This is a genomic window from Solwaraspora sp. WMMD791, from assembly GCF_029581195.1.
Classification (GTDB): Bacteria; Actinomycetota; Actinomycetes; order Mycobacteriales; family Micromonosporaceae; genus Micromonospora_E.
The window spans coordinates 2,829,742-2,845,328 of the sequence record NZ_CP120737.1 but is presented as its reverse complement, the minus strand read 5'-3'; the positions used below and the strand labels follow the sequence as shown (position 1 = coordinate 2,845,328).

General features: G+C 72.1%; 15 protein-coding genes. 11 read left to right on the top strand and 4 right to left on the bottom strand.

The features are described from left to right. The first annotated feature begins 40 nt into the window (after positions 1-40). The 6 genes from O7623_RS12540 to O7623_RS12515 are packed head-to-tail and all read left to right on the top strand — an operon-like array spanning position 41 to position 7,521. A complete protein-coding gene (locus tag O7623_RS12540; RefSeq protein ID WP_282228791.1) occupies positions 41-1,060 on the top strand; it encodes a zinc-binding dehydrogenase in 1,020 nt (339 codons plus the stop codon). Continuing rightward, positions 1,057-2,526: an amidohydrolase family protein gene (locus O7623_RS12535; RefSeq protein ID WP_282228790.1), complete on the top strand. Its 1,470-nt coding sequence runs from the start codon at positions 1,057-1,059 to the stop codon at positions 2,524-2,526. Before O7623_RS12540 ends, O7623_RS12535 begins: the two co-directional genes overlap by 4 nt. Positions 2,527-2,537: 11 nt before the next feature. Next, complete coding sequence (locus O7623_RS12530; RefSeq protein ID WP_282228789.1) at positions 2,538-3,617, top strand: BMP family ABC transporter substrate-binding protein; 1,080 nt, start codon at positions 2,538-2,540, stop codon at positions 3,615-3,617. 60 nt (positions 3,618-3,677) lie between these two features. Next, positions 3,678-5,294 (top strand): ABC transporter ATP-binding protein, encoded by a 1,617-nt coding sequence (locus O7623_RS12525; RefSeq protein WP_282228788.1) that lies wholly within the window; start codon positions 3,678-3,680, stop codon positions 5,292-5,294. Then, entirely contained in the window at positions 5,294-6,610 is a 1,317-nt protein-coding gene (locus O7623_RS12520) for an ABC transporter permease (protein ID WP_282228787.1), read from the top strand. The genes O7623_RS12525 and O7623_RS12520 overlap by 1 nt, the downstream gene beginning before the upstream one ends. Further along, a complete protein-coding gene (locus tag O7623_RS12515) occupies positions 6,607-7,521 on the top strand; it encodes an ABC transporter permease (RefSeq protein WP_282228786.1) in 915 nt (304 codons plus the stop codon). The genes O7623_RS12520 and O7623_RS12515 overlap by 4 nt, the downstream gene beginning before the upstream one ends. 77 nt (positions 7,522-7,598) lie before the next feature. On the opposite strand, the gene O7623_RS12510 is transcribed toward O7623_RS12515, so the two are convergent. Continuing rightward, positions 7,599-8,603: a zinc-binding alcohol dehydrogenase family protein gene (locus tag O7623_RS12510; protein WP_282228785.1), complete on the bottom strand. Its 1,005-nt coding sequence runs from the start codon at positions 8,601-8,603 to the stop codon at positions 7,599-7,601. A gap of 71 nt (positions 8,604-8,674) precedes the next feature. Between O7623_RS12510 and O7623_RS12505 the strand changes: the two genes are divergently transcribed. Together O7623_RS12505 and O7623_RS12500 are read left to right on the top strand one after the other, a co-directional pair. Next, on the top strand, positions 8,675-9,031 hold the full coding sequence (locus O7623_RS12505; RefSeq protein WP_282228784.1) for a helix-turn-helix domain-containing protein: 357 nt from the start codon (positions 8,675-8,677) through the stop codon (positions 9,029-9,031). Between the two features lie 191 nt (positions 9,032-9,222). Beyond that, the gene (locus tag O7623_RS12500; protein WP_282228783.1) at positions 9,223-10,260 is read left to right on the top strand and encodes a sodium:calcium symporter; all 1,038 of its coding nucleotides are present in this window, start codon (positions 9,223-9,225) and stop codon (positions 10,258-10,260) included. A gap of 57 nt (positions 10,261-10,317) precedes the next feature. Here the strand turns inward: O7623_RS12500 and O7623_RS12495 are convergent, their stop codons facing one another. After that, positions 10,318-11,343 (bottom strand): aldo/keto reductase, encoded by a 1,026-nt coding sequence (locus O7623_RS12495; RefSeq protein ID WP_282228782.1) that lies wholly within the window; start codon positions 11,341-11,343, stop codon positions 10,318-10,320. 177 nt (positions 11,344-11,520) lie between these two features. On the opposite strand from O7623_RS12495, the gene O7623_RS12490 reads away from it, so the two are divergent. From O7623_RS12490 to O7623_RS12480, 3 genes are all read left to right on the top strand, one after another. Next, on the top strand, positions 11,521-11,967 hold the full coding sequence (locus O7623_RS12490; RefSeq protein ID WP_282228781.1) for a VOC family protein: 447 nt from the start codon (positions 11,521-11,523) through the stop codon (positions 11,965-11,967). Further along, positions 11,958-12,377: a nuclear transport factor 2 family protein gene (locus O7623_RS12485; RefSeq protein ID WP_282228780.1), complete on the top strand. Its 420-nt coding sequence runs from the start codon at positions 11,958-11,960 to the stop codon at positions 12,375-12,377. Before O7623_RS12490 ends, O7623_RS12485 begins: the two co-directional genes overlap by 10 nt. A 112-nt stretch (positions 12,378-12,489) precedes the next feature. After that, positions 12,490-13,269, top strand: a complete 780-nt coding sequence (locus O7623_RS12480; protein WP_282228779.1) for an IclR family transcriptional regulator — start codon at positions 12,490-12,492, stop codon at positions 13,267-13,269. On the opposite strand, the gene O7623_RS12475 is transcribed toward O7623_RS12480, so the two are convergent. Both O7623_RS12475 and O7623_RS12470 read right to left on the bottom strand, forming a co-directional pair. Further along, positions 13,266-14,150 carry an IclR family transcriptional regulator gene (locus O7623_RS12475; RefSeq protein WP_282228778.1) on the bottom strand — a complete coding sequence of 295 codons (885 nt, stop codon included), beginning with the start codon at positions 14,148-14,150 and terminating at the stop codon, positions 13,266-13,268. The genes O7623_RS12480 and O7623_RS12475 overlap by 4 nt on opposite strands. A gap of 129 nt (positions 14,151-14,279) precedes the next feature. Further along, on the bottom strand, positions 14,280-15,566 hold the full coding sequence (locus O7623_RS12470) for a hypothetical protein (protein WP_282228777.1): 1,287 nt from the start codon (positions 15,564-15,566) through the stop codon (positions 14,280-14,282). Positions 15,567-15,587 lie beyond the last annotated feature (21 nt).

Here is a 15,587-nt window from a genome sequence, read left to right as displayed (position 1 = left end):
CATATCGTTTGGTAGACAGCGGAGGGGCACCGTGCGAGCGATGGTTCAGACCGGTTTCGGTGGGCCCGAGGTCGTGCGCCTGCACGACCTCGCCGAGCCCGTCGCCGGCCCGACCGACGCCGTCGTCGCCGTCGACGCCGCCGCACTCAACCGGCTCGACCTGCTGCAACGACGTGGCCCCGGGCTGCTTCCCGGATTCGCGCTGCCGCACATCGCCGGCATGGACCTCGCCGGCCGGGTGGTCGCGGCCGGCTCGGCCGTGACCAGCCTGCGGGTCGGCGACCGGGTCGTCGTCGACCCCACCACCGGCTGCGGACGCTGCGCCCACTGTGTCAGCGGGAACCCGGGCTACTGCGCCACCGTCGCGGTCATCGGCGGCAACCGCCCCGGCGGCTTCGCCGAGTACGTCGCCGTACCGGCCGCGCTCGCCCACCGGGTGCCCGACCACATCGCGCTCGCCGACGCCGCCGCCCTGCCCACCGCCTGGGCGGTGGCCTTCAACGCCCTGCACCGCGTCGGCCAACTGCGCTCCGGTGAGACGGTGCTGATCCCGGCGGCCACCAGCGCGGTCAGCATGGCCGCCATTCAGCTCGCCCGCCGGGCGGGTGCCCGGGTCGTCGCGATCGCCCGGACCGAGGCCAAGCGCGCCGCCGCCACCGACCTCGGGGCCGACGTCGTGCTCGACCTCGACGACCGGACGGCCGCCGCCGTCGCCGCGTACACCGACGGCCACGGCGTCGACCTGGTCGTCGACCACGTCGGCGCGGCCACCTGGAACCTCTCGCTGGGCATGCTGCGCACCGAGGGGCGGCTGGTCCTGCTCGGCAACACCAGCGGTGACCAGGTCAGCCTGTCACTGGCCAACGTCTACCACCGGGGCCTGCGGCTGCTCGGCGCCGGTGCCTACACCCCGGCCGACTTCGCCGCGATGCTCGACGTCTTCTTCGCCGGTGGCATGCGGGTGGTCCGGGCCGCCGAATACCCCCTCACCGACCTCGCCGAGGCGTACGCCCGGCAGGAGTCCGGTGACCTCGTCGGCAAGATCCTGATCCGGCCATGACCACGTCCCCGACCTCCGCCCAGCCCGTCGACGGTGCCACCGGCACCGCCGACCTGCTGATCGTCGACGCCGACATCGTCACCATGGCCCCTGGCCGGGAGGTGGTCACCGGCGGCGCGATCGCCGTCGTCGACGGCCGGATCGCCGACATCGGCCCCACCGGCGCCCTGCGGGTGGCGTACCCGCACAGCCCGGAACTCGACGCCGCCGGCTGCCTGGTCGTCCCCGGCCTGGTCGACGCCCACCAGCACACCACCGCCGACCCGCTGATCCGCAGCAGCATCCCCGACCACGTCCCCGCGCGGCAGGCCATCTTCGACTGGATCGTGCCGCTGCACGCCGCCGTCACCGGCGACGACGACGAACTGTCCGCCACCCTCGCCGCCGTCGAAGCGCTCAGTCACGGCGTCACCACCCTGCTGGAGCCGGGCACCGTCGGGCATCCGCTGCGGGTCGCCGCCGGGCTGCGTACCGCCGGGATCCGGGCCCGGGTCGGCGGCTGGGGCTGGGACGTCGCCGACGCCCCGTACGCGATGCCCGCCGCCGACACCCTCGCCGCCCAGGCCGAGACGGTCACCGCCCTGGCCGGTGACCCCCGGGTCACCGGATGGGTCACCCTGGTCGGCCACGACCTGGCCAGCGACGCGCTGTTCACCGGCGCCGCCGAGCTTGCCGAGCGGCTCGACGTACCGATGACCTGGCACCTGTCGCCCAGCGCCGACGACCCGGCCGCGTACGCGGTGGCCGGTCGCCCCCGCCCGGTGCTGCACCTGCGCGACCTCGGGGTCCTCGGCCCCCGACTGCTGCTCGGCCACGCCGTCTGGCTCGACGACGACGAAGTCGACGTGCTCGCCGCCAGCGGCGCCGCCGTCGCCTCCTGCCCCGGCGCCTACCTGCGGCTCGGGCAGGGCTTCACCCGGGCTGGCCGACACACCGAACTGCTGCGCGCCGGCGGCCGGCTGGCGCTGGGCTGCGACTCGCACAACGCCGGCGACACCCCGGACGTGTGGCACGCCGCCCGGCTCTTCGCCGGGCTGGAGCGGGACCGGGGCGCGGCCGACCCGCTGCGCGCCGACGAGGTTTTCGCCCTGGCCACCATCGACGGCGCGGCCGCCGTCGGGCTCGGGCAGCTGACCGGCTCGATCGAGGTCGGCAAGGCCGCCGACCTGGTCGTGCTGGACACCCGCACCATCGCGTGGACCCCGCGAGGTGACCTGGCCACCCAGCTCGTCTGGGGGGCGGCCAGCCACACCGTACGGGACGTACTGGTCGACGGCCGGCCGGTGATCCGGGACCGCCGAGTCACCACCGTCGACGTCGACGCCCTGCGTACCGAGGCCACGCGACGCCGCGCGGACCTGCTGCGTCGGGCCGGCATCGACATCCCGCATCGCTGGCCTGCCGTGCCGGCGACCGAGTACCGCGCACACCGGACCGGCACGGCCGGCGTGACGCCCCCACAGTGAGAGGAACCGCAGTGACAATACGGATTCGTAAGGGTGCGGCGGCGCTGCTCGCCGGCGCCGTCAGCCTTGCCCTGGTCGGCTGCGCCGACAACGACGCGACCGCGCCGGCCCCGGCCGGCAGCGAGGGCGGCGGCACCGTCATCGCCGGCCAGCCGGACGTCAACGCCGACGGCAAGGTGCTGATCGGCGTGCTCAGCCCCGGCGACATCAACGACAACGGCTACTACGAGAGCTTCGTCGCCGAGGCCGAGCGGTTCGCCAACGAGCAGGGCTGGGAGGTCATCAAGCGCGGCTCGGTGCCGCCCACCGAGGCGCTCAGCGCCGCCCGCGCGCTGTGCCAGCAGGGCGTGGACATGGTCGCCCTCGGTGCCTCCGAGCTCAAGGACGCCATCCCGGCCTCCACGGAACCGGCCTGCGAGAACGTCGCCTGGTACGTGCCGTCGTCGGAGAACATCCCGCAGACGCCGGAGATCGTCATCTCCAGCGACGACCCGAACCAGAGCATGCTCGCCGCCGGCTACGCGACCGGCCTGCTGATGGCCGACAGCGGCGACACCAAGGCCGGGTTCGTCACCGGCATGGAGGTCGACTTCGCCATCAACGCCGCCCGCGCGTTCAAGGCCGGCATCCGGATGGTCGTCCCCGAGGCCGACCTGGTGATCACCTACACCGGTGACTTCAACGACTCGGCGAAGGCCCGTGAGGCCGTGCAGGCGCAGGTCGACCAGGGCGTCGGCGTGGTCTACCCGTACCTGGGCGGGGCCACCGACGCGGCGGCCGCGCTGGCCAACGAGAACGACGCGTTGACGCTGACCCCGGGCACCGACCGGTGCGAGTCGACCGAGCCGGAGTTCGACATCTCGGTCATCTTCGACCCGGGTGCCTACTTCGCGGCCGCGCTGACCCTGTTCGCCGACGGCGAGCTGGAGATGGGCACCACGAAGGTGTGGCAGATCGGTGTCGACCCGTACCCGGCGATCAAGATCTGCAACCCGACGCCGGAGCAGACGGAGAAGATGGACGCGTTCGTGGCGGACGTCGCGAGCGGCAGCATCGACACCGCGGCCGAGGTGGAGCGGCTGGGCAACTGACCCCGCCACCGAACGCACCCTGACCCCGCTGCCTGAGCCGACAACGAGGTGGAACGGACTGTGGACACCGACGACCAGCAGGCGCCGGCGCTCACCCTGAGCGCGGTGAGCAAGCGCTACGGTCCGGTCGTCGCCTGCGACGCCGTGGATCTCACCGTACGACCCGGTGAGATCCACGGCCTCCTCGGCGAGAACGGGGCCGGCAAGTCGACGTTGATGAAGATCCTGCTCGGGCTGGTGCACCGCGACGCCGGCACGATCGAGCGGGACGGCCGACCAGTGGAGATCGACACACCGCAGGTGGCGGCCGAACTCGGGCTGGGCATGGTGCACCAGCACTTCAGCCTGATCGAGCCGCTGGCGGTCTGGGAGAACGTGATCCTCGGCGACACCGGCCGGGTCGACAAGGCGGCGGCCTGCGCGCAGGTCGAGCAGGTCGCCACGCGGTACGGCCTGCCGATCGACCCGCTGGCCCGGGTGGACCGGCTCTCTGCCGGGGAACGTCAGCGGGTCGAACTGATCAAGTGCCTGCGCCGGGACCCGTCGGTGCTCATCCTGGACGAGCCGACGTCGGTGCTCACCCAGGCGGAGTCGGCCGAACTGTTCACGGTGCTGCGCCGGGTGGTGCAGGCGGAGAACCGGGCTGTCATTCTGATCAGCCACAAACTGGCCGAGATCATCGCGGCCACCGACCGGGTGACCGTACTGCGCCGTGGCGCGGTGGTCTTCCACGGTGCCACCGCCGACACCACCCCGCAGTTGCTGGCTCGGCAGATGGTCGGCCGGGAGGTGTCACTACGGGCGGAGAGCGCCGCGCTGGGCCTGCTCCCCGTCGAACGGCCGACCACGGAGTCCGGCGCGCCGGTGGAGGCCGCCGCCCCGGCCGACCCGCCGGCGGTGGAGCCGGAGCGGCCGGCCGCACCGGCCAAGAACGCGCCGGCGCTGCGGCTGGACGACGTCACCGTGCTCCTCGGTGACCTGAAGATCCTCGACACACTCAGCCTGGACGTCGCCGCCGGCGAGATCGTCGGCCTGTACGGCGTGGAGGGCAACGGCCAGGCCACCCTCGGGGACCTGCTCTCCGGGCTGTTGACCCCTGACGCCGGCACGGTCGAGATCGCCGGCACGGCGGTCGACCTGGCCCGGCCGGGTGCGCTGCACCGCGCCGGACTCGGCATCGTGCCCGAGGACCGACACCGCTCCGGGGTGGTGCTCGACATGACGATCGCCGAGAACCTGGCGATGAAGTCGCTGGCGGCGGTCTCCGGCGCCGGCGGCGTGCTCAGCAGGCGCAGGATGCACCAGATCGCCCGGCAGCGGATGGCCGAGTTCAACATCGTCGCCCCGTCGCCGGACACCCCGGTCCGTAGCCTGTCCGGCGGCAACCAGCAGCGGGTGGTCCTGGCCCGCGAGTTGTCCGCCGGACCCACCGTGCTGGTCGCCGCCCAACCCACCCACGGGTTGGACGTCGGCGCCATCGAAGACATGTACGTGCGGCTGCGGCGTGCCGCGGCGGAAGGGGTGGCGGTGTTGCTGATCTCCACCGAGCTGGAGGAGGTGATGGCCCTGGCCGACCGGATCGCGGTGATCTCCTCCGGACGCATCGTCGGGGTGCTCACCACGGCGGAGGCCACCGCGGAGCGGCTCGGCATGCTGGTCGGCGGGGTGAGCCACTGATGACCGCGACGACCGGACTCGACGGCACCGCCCGGCGGCTGCTCGCCCGGCTGAACCCCGGCGTCGGCGGCTGGCAGGTGACCGCCGCGACGGTGGCCACCGTGGCCGCCGCCCTCGGCCTGTCCGCCCTGCTGATCGCCGTCACCGGTGGCTCGCCGAGCGCCTCGGTGCAGGCCCTCTACCAGGGCAGCATGTCCAGCCCGCGGGCGTGGAGCAACTCGCTGCTCTACGTCGCGCCGCTGCTGCTGGTGGCGGTCGGCGCCTGCGTCAGCGCCCGGAGCGGGTTCTTCAACATCGGCCAGGAGGGCCAGGTGCTCATCGGCGCGCTGGCCGGTGCCTGGGTCGGGCTGCGGCTCGCGTTGCCCGGGCCGACGCTGCTGGTCGTGGTGCTGCTGGCCGCGTTGCTGGCCTCCGGCGCCTGGGCCGGCCTGAGCGCGCTGATGTACCGCTTCCGGGGCGTCAACGTCGTGGTCAGCACCCTGCTGATGACCTTCCTCGCCCAGCAGCTGGTGGCGTTCGCGGTCAACACTCCCTGGCTGCTGCAGGAGTCCCGGCTGGGCAGTGGCGTCGTCTCGCCGCAGTCCAACCCGCTGCCGGACAACGGCCGTCTGGGCTCCTTCGGCGAGTACCCGAACCTGCAGGTCAATGGCGGCCTGATCCTGGCGATCCTGGTCGCCGTCGCGCTCAGCCTGGCGATGACCCGCACCCGCTGGGGCTTCCGACTGAAGATGCTCGGCCTCAACCCGGTCACCGCGCAACACGCCGGGGTGCGCGTCGGTGCCCTCGGCGGGATGGCGTTGGCCATCTCGGGGGCGTTCGCCGGTCTCGCCGGGGCGCTGCTGCTGACCAGCCCGGTCGGCAGCCACCGGTTGCAGCCCGGCATGTCGTTGAACATCGGCTGGGACGGACTGCTGGTGGCCCTGGTCGCCCGGAACAATCCGCTGTTGGCCATCCCGGTCGCGGTGCTGTTCGGGGTACTGCGGGCCGGCGGCAGCTTCCTCGCCGCGACCGGCGTGCCGTCGTTCCTGGTGGATGTGGTCAAGGCGCTGCTGGTGCTGGCCTTCGTCGCACCGCCGGTGGTGATCGGCATGCTGCGCCGGCGCCGGGCCGGCGCACAGGCGGCCGGCACCCCACCGCCCGCCGGTGGGCTGCCCACCCCGACCACACCCTCCGACGACCCGGCGGCCCCCGGCCGTGACGTGCCGGAGATCGACGTGGCGCAGGCCGACGTGGCGCAGGCCGACGGGTCCGACCCCGACGGTCGCCCCGGGGCCAGCGGCAGCAAGGAGAACGCTATGGAAGGCAAGCTGACATGAGCGCCGCCGACAACATCGCCACCATCCTGTCCAGCGGGGCCCGGCTGACCATCCCCCTCGCGTTCGCCGCCTGCGGCGAGTACGTCGCCCAGCGCGCCGGCACCCTGAACATCTCGGTCGAGGCGATGATGCTCGGTGCCGCGTTCGGCTCGATCGCGGTCGCCAGCGCCACCGGCAGCGCGACTGTCGGGTTGGCGGCCGGCGCGCTGATCGGACTGCTGATCGCGGTGGTGCACGCGAACCTGTCGCACCGGGCACAGATCAACACCTTCGTGGTCGGTCTGGTGCTCAACGCGCTCGTTCTCGGCCTCACCAGCTATCTGATCACCATCAGCACCTTCACCGGCCACCAGGTGTGGCGGGTGGACATCCCGGTGCTGCGCGACATCCCCATCATCGGGCCGATGCTGTTCGTGCAGCGCTGGCCGGCGTACCTGCTGCTGATCGCGATCCCGTTGACCTGGTGGCTTGTGGAACGCAGCCGGTGGGGTCTGGAGCTGCGGGCGGTGGGGGAGAACCCACAGGCGGCCGACGTCAGCGGGATCAAGGTCAACCACCGGCGGCGGCAGGCGCTGCTCTTCTGCGGCCTGCTCGCCGGGCTCGGCGGCGCCTACCTCGCCGTCGGTGAGGTCGGCTCGTTCAACCAGAACATGACCGCCGGTCGGGGCTACCTGGTCATCGCCGCGGTGATCTTCGGTGCCTGGCGACTGGGCCGGACCATGATCGGTTGTGCCGTCTTCGGCCTGGCTGACGCGATGCGGTTGGCCCTGCCGGCGCTCGGCATCACGGTCAACTCGCAACTGTTGATCGCCGCGCCGTACCTGCTTGCTCTGCTCGCCATGCTGGTCTTTGCCACCCAGCACCGCGAACCCAGAGCCCTGGCCCAACCGTTCCAGCGCGGCACCACCTAGCGCCTCCGGCGTGGAGCGCGTCGGAGGCGGATGCCTCCGACGCGCTCCACGCCGTCCCGGCCCGTGCCGCGCGGTCGTCAAGCGGTGACGACGACCTTGCCGATCATCCGTCCCGTTTCGACCATGCTGTGGGCCTGGCGCAGAGTGGTGGCGTTGATCGGGCTGAGCGTCGTCGTCGCGGTGCTGCGGACCACGCCGCGCTCGACCAGGTCGGCGACCTGGTCGAGTAGCCGGTGCTGCGCGATCATGTCCGGCCCGCCGAAGAGCGGTCGGGTGAACATGAACTCCCAGTGGAACGTGATGCTCTTGCTCTTGAGCGACAGCAGGTCCAGTCCTTGCGGCTCGTCGATCGCCGTGATCTGGCCCCCGGGGCGGAGGATTTCGGCAAATGCCCCAAAGGCATCTGTGGTGTTCGGTGAGATCACGTAGTCGATACCGTGGGGAGCGATCGGGCCGAGTTCCCGGACCAGATCATGGTGGCCGATGACGTGGTGGGCACCGAGTCCCTCGACCCACTGCCGGGACTCCGGTCGCGACGCGGTGGCGATCACCGTGAGCCGGGTCGTGGCGCGCGCCAACTGGATGGCCATCGACCCGACTCCTCCGGCGCCGCCCAGGACGAGCAGGGTTCCCTCGCTGTCCGGGCCGAGCCGGAACCGGTCGAACAGTGTCTCCCAGGCGGTGATCGTGGTCAGCGGCAGGGCAGCGGCGTCGGCGAAGCCGAGACTGCGCGGCTTGTGGCCGACGATGCGCTCGTCGACGAGATGGAACCGCGAGTTGGTGCCCGGCCGGGCGATGGATCCGGCGTAGTAGACCTCGTCGCCGGGCTGGAAGAGGGTGACCCCGGCCCCGGTCGCCGTGACCACACCGGCGGCGTCGAAGCCGAGCACCCTTGGCGTACCGTCGGGTGCCACATTGGCCCTGACCTTGGTGTCCACCGGATTCACCGAGACCGCCTCGACCCGGACGAGCAGGTCGCGCGGGTCAGGCACCGGCACGGGTAGGACAAGGTCCTCAAGGCTGGCCGGATCGGAAACTGGGAGGTTGTGGCGGTATGCCACCGCCGGCATCTGCTCGGTCATGCCCGGAAAGATATTCCGAAGGTAGTAGTTACCGACAAGGGAGCCAAGTATCCAAGGGGTACTATTGCCTGATGAGCCTGTCGACGGACTGCGGCCCCAGAGACGTCTACGCCGCCGCCTGCCCCTGCCGGGACATGCTGGACCTGCTGGCCAACAAGTGGAGCGCGCTGGCCCTCGGTGCGCTGGAGGACGGTCCGCTGCGGTTCGGTGCGCTTCGCGACCGTCTGCAGGGAGTGAGCCCGAAGGTGCTGACCCATACGCTGCGTCGGCTGGAAGAGCACGGACTGGTCACCCGCGAGGTCTTCGCCGAAGTGCCGCTGCGGGTGGAATACACCCTCACCCCGCTCGGCGCGGACGCGAATCTGCCGCTGACAGCGCTTCGGGTGTGGGTCGAGCGCAACATCGACCGGTTCCCGGCGTCCGCGTAGGGCTGGGCTCCCGCCCGCCCGCTCAGCGGGTGACGTTCTCCAACGCGTACCGTCGCACCGGCCCACGGCCCGATGATTCGCCGCGACGGTGACCGGGTAGGGATAGCGATCATGGGATCTGAACGGACGAACAGCGCTCGGCTGTGCCCATCGTCGCCGGGCCACCCGCCGAGAGGTGAGGGTGCGCTGCGGTGACCGGCCCAGCTTGGCCCCTTGGCCCGAGCGTCGCCGCGCTCGTGGTCGCCCTGGTGGTCATCGTCGCCGCAGGCAAGTCCCTGGCCACGACCGCCGACACCCTGGCCGACCGGACCGGCATGGGTGAAGCCGTCGCCGGGGCGCTGCTGCTCGGCGCGGTCACCTCGCTACCCGGGATCGCCACCACCGCGATCGGGGCGTGGCAGGGCGACGCACAGTTCGCCATCGCCAATCCGATCGGCGGGATCGCCGTACAGACGGTCTGGCTGGCCATCGCCGACCTGCTCTACCGGCGCTCCAACATCGAGCACGCCGCCGCCTCGCTGGAGAACATCATGCAGGCGCTCGTGCTGGTGGCGCTGCTCTGTCTGCCGATCGTCGCCTACGCCACCCCGACCTTCACCGTCGGCTGGGTGCACCCGGTGAGTCTGCTCATCCCGATCCTTTACCTGTACGGGCTGCACCTGGTGCGTCGGCTGCGGCGCGACCCGATGTGGCGGGCCGAGCAGACCTCGGACACCCGCCAGGACGTGCCGGACGACGCCAACGGCGAGGCAGCCGGCGGGCCGAGCACCCGCCGGCTGTGGCTGCGGCTGGCCGCCCTCGCCGTCCTGGTCGGCGGCACCGGCTACCTGATCGGGCAGGGCGGCCTCGGGGTGATCGCCGCGACCGGGCTACCCAGCGGCTTCGTCGGATTCACCATCACCACCGCGATCACGTCACTGCCGGAGCTGGTCGCTCTGATCGCGGCGGTACGCATCGGCGCGTTGACCCTCGGCGTCGGAAACATCCTCGGCGGCAACGCCTTCGACTCGCTGATGATCTTCCTCGCCGACGCTACGTACCGGCCAGGGTCGATCTACAGCGACGCGGCCTCGGCCGGGCTTCTGCTGGCCGGAGCGACGACCCTGCTGACAGCTACCCTCGCCGCCGGGCTGATCCTGCGGGAGCGACGCGGAATCGGGTTCGAGGGCGTCGCCATTCCGGCGATCTACCTCGGCGCGGTGGTGCTGCTGCTGATCCGCGCGGCATGACCCGCCGCGTCGCCCGTCCGCCGTACCGTCGGCCGTACCCTTCGGGTGAAGGACCGGTCAGCGTCGCCGCAGCGTCGGGTCGGTGAGCGCTGGCGGCTGGTAGCCGGCGTCGGCCGAATTGACGTTGCTGCCCGGCGGCACCAGCTCGTCGATGCGGTCCAGCACGTCGGCCGGCAACGTCGCCAGGTCGCCGGCGCCGAGCTGGCTGTGCAGCTGCGGCAGCGTACGTGGTCCGATGATCGCGCTGGTGACCGCCGGGTGGCTGAGTACGAAGCCCAACGCCAGGTCGATCAGGGTGAGGCCGGCCTGCGCCGCGAGGGTGTCCAACTCGCCGACGATGTCGAGTTTGCGCTGCCGGGCGGCAGCGTCGCGGAAGTCGAAGTGGTCGCCGTTGCGGCCGGCCCGGGAGTCGTCCGGTACGTCCGCCGTGCGGTACTTGCCGGTCAGCCAGCCACCGTTGAGCGGGCTGAACGCGAGCACTCCGAGCCGGTGCCGCTGGCAGGTCGGCAGGACGCCGGCCTCCACCCCACGCGCCATGATCGAGTACGGCAACTGCTCGGTGGTGAAGCGCTCCCGCTGGCGCCGGTGTGCCACCCACTGCGCCTCGACGATCTCCTCGGCCGGGAAGGCCGAGCTGCCGATCATCAGCACCTTGCCCTCGCGGACCAGGTCGGACAGGGCGCCCAGGGTCTCGTCGAGATCGGTGCCCGGGTCCGGCCGGTGCACCTGGTACAGGTCGATCCGGTCGGTGCCGAGCCGCCGCAGGCTGCCCTCGACGGCCTGGCGGATCCAACGCCGGGAGTTGCCGCGTCGGTTGCGGTCGTCACCCATCGGCTCGTGGAACTTGGTCGCCAGCACCACGTCGTCGCGCCGGCCGCGCAGCGCCCGGCCGAGGATCTCCTCGGACTCGCCGTGCGCGTACACGTCGGCCACGTCGACGAAGTTGACGCCGGCGTCGAGTGCGGCGTCGACGATCCGGTGGCATTCGGTCTCGTCGCGGTTGCCCCAGGCACCGAACATCATGGTGCCCAGGCAGAGCGTGCTGACCTCGACCCCGGTGCCGCCGAGTGTGCGATAGCGCATCAGTTGACCTCCCAGACGTGTACCGACCACGCTGGCACGGGCGGGGGCGGTGGACACCGTCCCGCCGGATCGAAGCACTGTCCGCCGGTTTGTGTCCCCGGCACATGGTCGCTCGGTACCGTGCTGAATAGCCTGGTAGACGCGGAAGTAACAGCTTTTCGGCACCTGGAGGTTCCTGTGGCCACCGGCCTGACCCACGCCCGCTGGACGCACGTGGCACTGCCCACCGGCGACCTCGACAAGGCCATCTCGTTCTACACCTCACTCACCCCGCTGGTGGTGGTCGAACGGTTCGCCGACGCTGACGGCGAGAGCGTCTGGCTCTCCAACGACAAGCAGGTCGAGACACCGTTCGTGCTCGTACTGGTCTCGTTCAACAAGGACAAGGGCGGCCAGCTCGGGCTGCTGCACCCGTTCGCGCACATCGGCATCGAGGTGCCGAACCGGTCCGACGTCGACGAGATCGCCGAGCGTGCCCGTGAGCTGGGCTGCCTGCACTGGGAGCCGCGGCAGATGCCGCCGCCGGTCGGCTACATCTGCGCGCTGAAGGACCCCGACGGCAACGTCATCGAGATCTCCCACGACCAGCAGGTGTTCGACACCGTACGGCGGCTGTGGGCCTGACCGGCGAGCGCACCGGTGAGGCGGTGCGGCGCTACCTGGCCGCGCTCAACGCCCGTGACGCCGACGCGGTCGCCGACTGCGTCAGCGTCGGTTTCGTCAACGAGCACACCGCCGCGTTGGGACGTACCGTCACCGGCCGGGCCGCGTACCGGGCCCGGCTGGACGGGTTTCTGGCCGAGTTCGCCGACCTGCACTACGAGATCGAGGACCTGCTGGTCGCCGGTGACCGGGCGGCGGTGGCGTACCGGATGTCGTTCCGGCTGGTCTCGGCGGGCAAGGTGCCGGTGCGCATCCGTGGGATGTTCCGCTTCAAGGTGGACGCCGACGGCCTGATCGCGCACCGGATCGACTACTGGGATTCCGGCGAGGTGCACCGCCAACTCGCCGCCGGCCGGACCGCCGCCGGCTGACCTTCCAAGATCGCGACGATCTTGCGCTTATCGAGACGAAATGTCGAGTTTGTCGGTCGATAAGTGCAAGATCGTCACGGGTCAGGGGTGTGCGGGTAGGTAGAGTGGCGCCGTGGTGGTCACAGGCCGGCCGGCGAACCCGACTGACGAGGTGACCGGCGACGGGCCGGCCATCCAGACGGTGCAGCGCGCCGCGACGATCCTGCAGGCGTTCACCGTCGAACGGCCCCGCCTCACCCTGGCGGAGCTGACCGCCGACCTGGCGATCAGCCGGGCCACCGCCCACCGGTACGCGCGGGCGCTGCGCGCCGCCAATCTGCTGCGCTTCGACGTCGCCACCGCCACCTACACGTTGGGGCCGCAGATCCTGGCGATGGAGGCGGCGGCCCGCGCGGCGCTGCCCATCGTCACCGTCGCGGAGCCCTTCCTGGATCAGCTGACCAGGTCGACGAATCAGACCTCGGTGCTCAGCGTCTGGAACGGCGAGGCGCCGACTGTGGTCCGCTGCATGGACAACACCAGCGGCGACGTGCGGCTCAGCGTCCGTACCGGGTCGCCGTTGGACCTGACCCGCTCGGCGCAGGGCCGGGTGTTCTGCGCTTTCCTCCCGGAGCAGGACAGCCCGGTGGTGGCCCGGCAGTTGCGGTTGTCGGCCGCGCTGCGCGAGGTGGTCGCGCAGGTCCGCCGCGACGGGTTCGCGGTCAACTCACCGGAGGACTTCGGGGTACGGGTCATCGCCGCCCCGGTGTTCGAGCGTGCCCAGGTGGTGGCCGCGCTCGCGGTGCTCGGCACCAGCGCGGCATTGGCCGGCGCGGCGCAGGTAGCGGCGGCCGACCGGCTGCGGCAGGCGGCGGGGGAGTTGTCCGAGGCGCTGGGGGCGATCGCCGGTTAGCGCCGGCCGCCGCGCCCGGTGCCGGTGCCGGCGGTACGCCCGTTGCCATTGCCCGGCTGGTGGCCGTTGCCGGTGACGCTGCCAAGCTCGGCGGTGACCACCGCGGCGGCCCGCTGCAGGGCGGCGGCGAGCGGGCTGTCGGTGCCTTCCGGCACCGAGGTGGTGGTGCCGACGATCGCCATGGCGGCGATCAGCGTCTGGCCCCGGAAGATCGGCGCGGCGATGCTGCGGACCCCGTTGACCGACGGGGTGTTGGCGGAGATCCCGGTTCGGCGGATCTTGTCGACCTCGTGCCGCAGCTCGGCCGAGGCGGCCAGGTCGTCGGCGAGGCCGGGGACGTCCTCGGCCGGCAGGAACGCGCAGAAGACCCGCCCCTGGGCGGATTCGGTCCGCGACAGCCGGGAGCCGGTCCGTACGCTGACCCGGATCACCCGGTCGGTGTTGTCGTCGGCGCGGACCACCACGGCGGTGTCGCCGTCCCAGACGCTGAGCACCACGGTCTCGTCGACCTCGCGGACGAGTTGCTGCATGTGCGGGCCGGCGATGCTGATCACCGGCATCGCGGCGCGGGCGGCGGCGGACAGGGTGAGGATCTGCGGGCCGAGGGAGTAGAGCCCTTCGCGCTCGTCGTAGCGCAGCAGGTTGCTCTCCCGCAGGGCCTTGGTGTAACGGTGGGCGGTGGCCTTGCTGGTGCCGAGGCTGGCGGTGAGCTCGTTGAGGCTCAGCCGGGGGCGGGCGGCGGTGAAGGCGTTGAGGATCACCGCGGCGCGCTGCACGGTCTGGATCGCCGGGGCGCTCTGCTCGGCCACCACAGGGCCGGCCACCGCGGGCTCCGCCACCGGGGCGCTCTGCCCGGCAGCCGGGGGGCTGTCGTCCGCCATCTGGCTTCCTAACGAAAGGCGCGGCATGCGCGGCGAAGGCGCGGAGTCGCGGCTGCGCCTCGACGGCGACGAGGCATCGACCGCCGGTACATGCACGGAAAGTGAGACAGCATCATGGCATACGGTACCTTATCTTGTCGATGCACCCGCGTGCCGTAACGCGATGCCGGTGTAGATGTCGGCGAACCGGACGAGGTCGGCGACGGCGTACCGGTCCAGCCGGGGGTCGGCCGGGTCCGGTCCGCGCGACGGCGGCCCGAGCCGCACCGTGGGTACGCCGCGACCCCGCAGCACGACCCCGTCGGTGGACCCGGTCCACCCGGTGACCGGCGACGGCGGCGTGCCGTGGGCCGCCGTCCAGGCGTCCTCGGCGTGCCGCGCGATGGGCGCGTCCGCCCCGGTGGCGGCGGCCGGATGCACCAGCTGCCCGTCCACCGCGACCCGGCAGTCGGCCAGTGGGGAGTCGGCGAGAGCGGCGGTCAGCGCGGTGTGCAGCCCGGTCCGGATCCGCGCCGGGTCGTCGCCGGGCACGGTCACCAGATAGAGGTACAGGTCGAGCCGCCCGGGCAGCAGATCCGGTTTGCCGGGCTGCCCGGCCCGGACCGCGCCGATGCCGATCTCGGCGCCGACCGGTGCGGTCGGGTCGGTGCGGTCGGCCAGGTGCCGGCGCCGGAACTCCTCCAGCGCCGCGATCACGGTGCCGAGGTGGGCGAGCAGGCCCCCGGGTGGTACGGCGGTCTCGCGGGCGAGCACCGGGTGGAACGCGGTGCTCAACCGTACCCGCAGGAACATCGCGCCGGGTTCGGCGGTGAGCACGCCGGCCGGGCCGGTCTTGGCGACCACTGCCGCCGCTGGCGGCGCGTGGCGGTCCAGGTGATGCAGTACGCCACTGGGCGTGCCGCCGTGCGGGTGGTACCGGTGGGTGCCGGCGGCGGCCAGCAGCAGGGTGAGCCGGTGCGGCCGGCCGGCGGCCCGCAGCGCGTCGGCGGCGGTGGTGAACCCGACCAGGGCGCTGGCCGCGGCGGCCCGGGCGACACCGAGGCCGAAGGCGCTGATCAGTACGGTGCCGTCCGGTCCGGTGGACCGGCGGAAGCCGCCGACCGGACACGGGCCGAGGGCACCACCGGAGGTGCCGGTGACCGGTTCGTCGAATTCCGCCGCGCCGGTCAGGGACGTGTCGAGGTGGGAGTAGATGAGCAGTTCCGGTGCCTGAGGGCCGAGTTGCGCGGTGACGACCAGGTTGGCGCTGTGTGGTGCCTCGGCACTGACCGGAAGCGGGTCGACCCGCCAGTCCAGCTGCGGCCAGGTGGCCCGGCCCCAGCCGGCGAGTCGACGCGCGGTCGCCTGCTCGTGACCGTACGGGGTCGGTCCGGCGGTCAGCACCGCCAGCGTCTCGACGATCCGCTCCTCGCTCATCGCCTCATCCCATCACCGCCG

Coding starts and splice junctions, on each gene's coding strand:
- O7623_RS12540 (WP_282228791.1), top strand. CDS start 41: ATGGTTCAGACCGGTTTCGGTGGGCCCGAGGTCGTGCGCCTGCACGAC.
- O7623_RS12535 (WP_282228790.1), top strand. CDS start 1,057: ATGACCACGTCCCCGACCTCCGCCCAGCCCGTCGACGGTGCCACCGGC.
- O7623_RS12520 (WP_282228787.1), top strand. CDS start 5,294: ATGACCGCGACGACCGGACTCGACGGCACCGCCCGGCGGCTGCTCGCC.
- O7623_RS12515 (WP_282228786.1), top strand. CDS start 6,607: ATGAGCGCCGCCGACAACATCGCCACCATCCTGTCCAGCGGGGCCCGG.
- O7623_RS12510 (WP_282228785.1), bottom strand. CDS start 8,603: ATGACCGAGCAGATGCCGGCGGTGGCATACCGCCACAACCTCCCAGTT.
- O7623_RS12505 (WP_282228784.1), top strand. CDS start 8,675: ATGAGCCTGTCGACGGACTGCGGCCCCAGAGACGTCTACGCCGCCGCC.
- O7623_RS12495 (WP_282228782.1), bottom strand. CDS start 11,343: ATGCGCTATCGCACACTCGGCGGCACCGGGGTCGAGGTCAGCACGCTC.
- O7623_RS12475 (WP_282228778.1), bottom strand. CDS start 14,150: ATGGCGGACGACAGCCCCCCGGCTGCCGGGCAGAGCGCCCCGGTGGCG.
- O7623_RS12470 (WP_282228777.1), bottom strand. CDS start 15,566: ATGAGCGAGGAGCGGATCGTCGAGACGCTGGCGGTGCTGACCGCCGGA.